Here is a 6530-nt window from a genome sequence, read left to right as displayed (position 1 = left end):
ACCAGCTTCGCCCTCTACAGTTGCGATCTCGTAAACAACACCGCCAACCGGAGCCTCGCTCTTGGTAGTAGTGGTAGGAGCCTTTGTGGTAGTAGCAGGAGCTGCGGTTGTTGTAGTTGCAGGTGCCTTTGTGGTTGTTGCTGCAGCGGTGGTTGTAGTCGTTGCAGCATCACCAACAACGATGGTCAGCGGAACAGTCTTAAAGGGAACGACTTCGCCGTCTACGTTGTTAATCTTGCTCTGACCGGTGGAAACTGCACCGCCAGTGGTGTTGGTGTAGGGCTCGGTCTTGATGTCCAGGATGTATGTACCAGCCGGTGTGTCGGAAGCGACAGTGAACGAAATGTTCAGCAGCGGGTTGGTAGTATCCGGAATGAAGTATGCGTTTGTCGGAGTGGAGTCATCGTCCAGTGTAGCCGCAGTACGCCATACGAAGTTCATCATGGAGTAGTTTGCGATCTTGGTTGCACTCAGACCAGGCTGAGGTTCATATGTGCCGTCCTCAACGCCCCAAACGTCAGTAAACGGACCAGTCTTGTCGAACTGGGTCTTTTCGGTGAATGCAAAGTAGGGATTCTCTGCAGTGCTTGCATCGTAGATGGTGTTGGTGTCGGTGTTCTCAAAGTCCATCTTCAGACCAAAGCCGTAGGTAGGAACATAATTTGTAATAATCACGTCGCAGTCTACGGTTACATCACCTGCTGCCAGATCAGCAGCGGAAATGTTGAAGGTTGTGGAAGATGTGCTTCTTTCCTTAAAAGTGAACTCCAATTCACCAGCTGCTGTGACAGTGGTCATGGTTGCGCCTACAAGTGAGGTTGCAGCGATGCACACACTTGTCAGAGCAGAAATAAACTTCTTCATAACTCTTCCTTTCTGTTCCGGTCAAGGAACATGCGTGTTCATTTTTTGAGGAGCGCCAGATTAAGCCTGCGGACCAAGCTGACTAGCTTCGATCAGGTGAGCCAGGTAGCGCGCGATGGCGGTGATGTCGCCAGCGTCAATGTTGCCGTTGCTCTCACAGTCAGCATTCTTCAGACCCTGTGCACTGGGAACCGGGTTCAGCTCCGTGTCCTGTGCTACATAACGGGACAGCATAACAACGTCCGAAATGGTTACTTCCCCATCACAGTTTACGTCACCATACAGAGTGTCACCTGTTTCGCCTGCTACAGTTACATAGCCGGTCTTGGTAGCTGTTGTATAGTTGTGATCCACCAAGCTGTCGTCTACATATCCCACCAGAATCTCCTGATTCTTGGTGCCGCTGCCCGGCAAAACCTCACGGTCAACCGGAACGATGTTGAATGCTGCCTTGGAGCCTGCTGCTGCGTCTGCGTTCACCGTACCGGTGATGGTCACAAACACGCCGCCGTCCTTGAGCCAGTAGCTGGAATCCAGCAGACCGGTGGTCCATGTCAGACAAACCAGATCATCTGCAACATTCCAGTCGAATGTGGTGTCCGCCAGATCTGCGTTGATATTCCCCTCGGCGGATGCAGCCCCCGTGTCGCACAGTGCGCCTGTCTTCACGTCGCTGATCGTTACCAATGAAGAATCGAATTCAACAGCAAAATCAACGGCGCATGCGCCTGTTGCCGGAATGCCGCTTAAGCTGACGTCAACCGAAAAGGTCTCACCGGCAGCGACCGTATCGTTACCAACTGAAATCGTAACGGTGTCTGCTGCCTGTACTGCAAGACCAACGGCTGCCGCAGTCATGGACATCGCCAGCAAGCTTGCGATCAGTTTTTTCGCCTTCATCTTCTTTCCTCCTTTTGAATTTTGTTTTATATAATCAAAGGAATTTAAGTGACCATTCCTTTTCTTATATCCGGACCAAGCCGTATGCTCTCCCCACGAAAGCACGCAAATCCGTCAACAGGGTACACCTACCCAATTGAAAGATTTCACATACATTCATTATAGGGATTTCCCAAGTCAAAGTCAAGAGATTGCCTGCTTTTTGTGGTTTTCTATAAAAGAGATCGAAAACCCTTGTGTATAATGGCAAAAACCGCATTCCGTCCACCCTTGTCCGGGTTAAAAAAAATACAGCTTGTAAAGCATCTCTCTGCTTTTTCTCGGACACTTTTATTATATGGCATCTGTCGGAAAAAGTCAAGCTGTTTTTATACCTCTTTCACAAATTTCAATGCGCCGGGTGATACTTTTTCGCCAAAAGAAAAGGCGGCTGCGTGAGTTTTCCCTGCCGCAGCCGCTTTTGTAAAATTTTTGTGACATAACTGCTGATCTGCCCGAAACGGTCAGTCCAGCTTCTGAAATTCCACCGGAATATTGTCTTGGATGTACTTGTTCAGCACGTCCATATTGAACTTCTTCGCTGTACCCAGAGGCGCCACCGGCAGTCCGTGACTGTTTGCCAACTCCTCGGTATACATACTATAGGGATACAGGCGTAGGTTCCGCAGCTTCCCGTCATCGTAATGGGTGATCACCGGAATCACCTTTACGTCGGAGATCAGCACCTCGCCGGTCTGACCATCCACAATGATATCAAAGTCCGCCATTTCTCCCAGCATATTGAAGCTGTCAGTCTGGGCGGAAATGAAGTTGCCCAGAGAGTAAAACACAAAGCCCTGGGTGCCGTCCTGCCGGGTCAGGTATTCCATGGTCTCCGCTGTGTGGGTGTGGCTGCCCAGGATCACGTCTGCGCCCCAGTCCACAAAATCCTGCGCCAGCTCCCGGCACTGATCGGACACCACGAAGGAATCCTCAATGCCCCAGTGTACGGATACCACCACCACGTCTGCAATGGCGTCCGCCGCTTTGATCTGGGACTTCATGGTTTCCGTGTCCGAGGTGAGGATGATCTTCACGTCCGTATTCTTTGGCATGGGGATACCGTTTGTGTGCTCCGTAAACGCCACAAACGCCATCTTCACCCCGTTGACCTCCCGGATCCGGATATTTTCCATATCCTCCTGATCCCGGTAGGCGCCCACCACGGTAATGTCATTCTTCGCCCGCATGTTGTCCCAGTAGTTCATGGTGGCGATCAGCCCGTCTATGCCCTTATCCAGCATATGGTTGTTGCTCATGGTGATCACGTTGAAGCCAGCGTCCAGAATCGCCTGTCCCAGCTGTGTGGGAGAATTGAAATTAAAATTGGAGCCGGTAATGGGGAACTCATCGTTGGCAATAAGCGTCTCCTGGTTGATGATGGATACATCCCCTGCCTGGATGTAGGGCTTCACGTTTTCGTAGCAGGGGCCGAAGTCATAGGTACCGTCCGTGGAATAGGACTGGGCAGCCCGCAGCACCCCGGTCTGCACCAGGTTGTCCCCTACTGCCACCACTCGAACCTTCCGATTCTCCGGCTCTGTGGTAGGCTCCTCCCGGCTTTCTTCAGCACTGCTCTGGGGAGAATCTGACGGACTGCTCTGGGAAAGCAGCCCCGAACCGCTGTTGTTGATGGACTGGAACGAACAGCCCGGCAAAAGCAGCACTGCGCACAGCAGTGCCGCCAGCTTACCCTTTTTGATACGCATTAAATCTTCCTTCCTGATTGCTTGAGGCACAACGCCTCATATATAACCCTGCGGGATGCCGCCTTAACCGCTACATTATATCACACTTTGCAGAACAATGCAAGAAATCTGTGAAAAAATCCTGTTGCTGTCAGATTATCTCCACTTTGCCGGATCGCCTTGCATGTTACCGGGAAATCCGATATAATGACAATGCGACTTTATAAGAATGGAGCTATCACCATGTACAAGCAATATGACCTCTCGGGCATCTGGCGCTTCGCCATGGATCCGGACAAAAACGGCGTTCGGGAGCAATTCTTCGCCACCGTCCTGCCGGATACCATTCCACTGCCCGGCACCACTGCCCAGGCGAAAAAGGGTACCTATAATACATCGCGGAATACCGGCTACCTCACCGAGTGCTACCCCTTCTCCGGCTGGGCATGGTACCAGACCACCTTCACCCCTGCCCCGGAGGATCTGCATAAGCCTCTGCTGCTGACCCTGGAACGTACCCGCATGACCCGGCTGTGGATCAACGGCACAGAACTGGGCAGCTGTGACAGTCTGACCACCCCCCACTGCTACCGGCTGCCGGCGCTGGAGGATCCCTCCCCGGTCACCATCACCATCTGCGTCAGCAACACGGACTACCCCACCAAGGGCGGGCATATGACCTCTCCGGACACCCAGACCAACTGGAACGGCATCACCGGAGAGATCTCTCTGACGGTGCTTCCTCCGGTGCATCTGTCGGATTTGCAGGCATATCCGGATGCAGCCCACAAAAGCGTCACCCTGCGGGGCATGCTCCGGGGGGCTGCCCATACGTCGCTGACGGTTACCGGCAAAGCCTTCAGCAAGGACGATCCCTGCATCCGGGAGATCTCCCCCATCCGGACTGATCTGGATGCTGATACGGAAGGCACCTTCTCCCTGCTGATCCCCCTTGGGGAGGATGCGCTGCTGTGGAGCGAATATACACCGGTGGTCTATGAGCTGCACCTGTCCATGCCGGATGTGCCCGGTGATGCAGTGATCCGGTTCGGGTTAAGATCCCTCAGCACAAAGGGCATGGAGTTCCAGGTCAACGGCACACCCATCATGCTCCGGGGCAAGCACGATGGCATGCTCTTTCCTCTCACCGGTGCCGCCCCCACGGATCTGGCAGAGTGGCTCCGGCTGCTCAGCATCGCCAAAGCCTATGGCATCAACCACTACCGCTACCACACCTCCTGTCCTCCGGAGGCTGCCTTTGCCGCTGCGGATCTGCTGGGTATCTACATGCAGCCGGAGCTTCCCTTCTGGGGTACCCTGGCTGCTCCCGGGGAGGAACAGTACAATGAAACAGAACAGGCATACCTGGTGGAGGAAGGCTTCCGGATGCTCCGTGCCTTCGGCAGCCACCCCTCCTTCTGCATGCTGTCCCTGGGCAACGAGCTGTGGGGCAGCAGCCAGCGAATGGGAGAAATCCTCCGGGATTACCGGGAGACGGACCCCCGGCACCTGTATACCCAGGGCTCCAACAACTTTCAGTTCTGGCCCTGTATCCTGGAGGAGGACGATTTCTTCTCCGGGGTGCGGCTCAGTAAGGAGCGTCTCATCCGGGGCTCCTACGCCAACTGCGATCTGCCCCTGGGGCATATCCAGACCTGTCGCCCCTCCACGGATCACAGCTATGACCCGCTGATTTTCCCGGTGCAGCAGGAATCCGCTGAAGCAGGCGCTGCGGAGATCCAGATCCAGTACGGCACAGGCACCAAAACCATCCGGGTGGATCAGCAGGCAGAGGGACTGATCCCCCACAAGCCCATTGTCACCCACGAGATCGGGCAATATACCGTATACCCGGATTTCGAGGAAATCCCCAAGTTTACCGGAGTGCTGCAGGCACGGAACTTTGAAGTGTTCCGGGAATGGCTCCGGGATGCGGGCATGGAGGAACAGGCACGGGACTTCTTCCTTGCCTCCGGTCATCTGGCTGCCCAATGCTATAAGGAGGAAATTGAGGCGGTCATGCGCTCCCGGCACATTGCAGGATTCCAGCTTCTGGATCTACAGGATTTCACCGGACAGGGCACGGCGCTGGTGGGCATGCTGGACGCCTTTATGGACAGCAAGGGGCTGATTTCCGAAAAGCAGTGGCGGGGCTTCTGCTCAGACGTTGTGCTGCTGGCAGAATTTGACCGGTTCAACTATGCCGCCGGGGAATTCTTCCGGGCGCAGGTACAGCTCCGGTGCTACCGCCCCGGTCTGACCGGCACTGCCCACTGGCGGTTGACTGCTGGAGATGCATGTCTTGCCGCCGGGAGCTTCCCGCTGCCGGATGCACCCATGGGGCTTGTGACCCTGGGACAGATCGAAACCCGGCTGCCGGAGACGGAGATCACACGCAGTCTGACCCTGACCCTGGAAATCCCGGAGGCGGATACGGAAAACGGCTATATTATATATGTATACCCCCGGAAAAAGCCTCAGTTGCCCCCGGCGATCCGGGTGGCGTATACCGCCGCCGAAGCCCAGACCATGCTGGACAGGGGCGCACGGGTGCTGCTGCTGCCGGAGACCGTCAAGGAAGTGGTGGAGGGCTTTTACTGTACGGACTTCTGGTGCTACCCCATGTTCCGGCAGATCTGTGAAAGTATGGACAGACCCGTTGCCGTGGGAACCATGGGACTGCTGGTGGATCAGGCGCATCCCGCCCTGTCCGACTTTGCCCGGGCTCACTGCACTACCCCCCAGTGGTATGACCTGGTAACCCACGCAAACTGCGCCGTGCTGGAGCATGCCGCACCCCACATCCGCCCTATGGTACAGATGATCGACAACTTTGAGCGGAATCATAAGCTGGGCATCCTTTTTGAGGCGAGGGTTGGTACTGGCAGGCTCATGGTCTGCACCATCCGGCTCGGTGAGATCGCAGAACGCATCGAGGTGCAGGCGTTCACGGATGCACTGTACCGGTATATGGCATCCGACAGGTTTGAACCCCGACAGGAGCTGACGCCACAGCAGCTGACCGAGCTGTTTATCTAA

The 6530-nt window shown here is 55.1% G+C and carries 4 protein-coding genes; 1 reads left to right on the top strand and 3 read right to left on the bottom strand.

Annotation, left to right across the window (positions count from 1 at the left end):
- From RUM_RS12825 to RUM_RS03400, 3 genes are all read right to left on the bottom strand, one after another.
- Positions 1–864: hypothetical protein (locus RUM_RS12825; RefSeq protein WP_041326241.1), on the bottom strand; the 864-nt coding region annotated here is incomplete at its 3' end.
- 60 nt (positions 865–924) lie between these two features.
- Positions 925–1764 carry a cohesin domain-containing protein gene (locus tag RUM_RS03405; protein ID WP_015557817.1) on the bottom strand — a complete coding sequence of 280 codons (840 nt, stop codon included), beginning with the start codon at positions 1762–1764 and terminating at the stop codon, positions 925–927.
- 503 nt (positions 1765–2267) lie between these two features.
- Positions 2268–3512: a CapA family protein gene (locus tag RUM_RS03400; RefSeq protein WP_015557816.1), complete on the bottom strand. Its 1245-nt coding sequence runs from the start codon at positions 3510–3512 to the stop codon at positions 2268–2270.
- A 222-nt stretch (positions 3513–3734) separates the two neighbouring features.
- Between RUM_RS03400 and RUM_RS03395 the strand changes: the two genes are divergently transcribed.
- On the top strand, positions 3735–6530 hold the full coding sequence (locus RUM_RS03395; protein ID WP_015557815.1) for a glycoside hydrolase family 2 protein: 2796 nt from the start codon (positions 3735–3737) through the stop codon (positions 6528–6530).

The organism is Ruminococcus champanellensis 18P13 = JCM 17042 (genome assembly GCF_000210095.1).
Lineage (GTDB): Bacteria > Bacillota > Clostridia > Oscillospirales > Ruminococcaceae > Ruminococcus_F > Ruminococcus_F champanellensis.
This window is presented reverse-complemented; position numbering and strand designations above follow the sequence as displayed.

What these genes read in the sequence shown, in the direction of transcription:
- RUM_RS03405 (WP_015557817.1), bottom strand. Translation starts at nt 1,764, where the DNA reads ATGAAGGCGAAAAAACTGATCGCAAGCTTGCTGGCGATGTCCATGACT.
- RUM_RS03400 (WP_015557816.1), bottom strand. Translation starts at nt 3,512, where the DNA reads ATGCGTATCAAAAAGGGTAAGCTGGCGGCACTGCTGTGCGCAGTGCTG.
- RUM_RS03395 (WP_015557815.1), top strand. Translation starts at nt 3,735, where the DNA reads ATGTACAAGCAATATGACCTCTCGGGCATCTGGCGCTTCGCCATGGAT.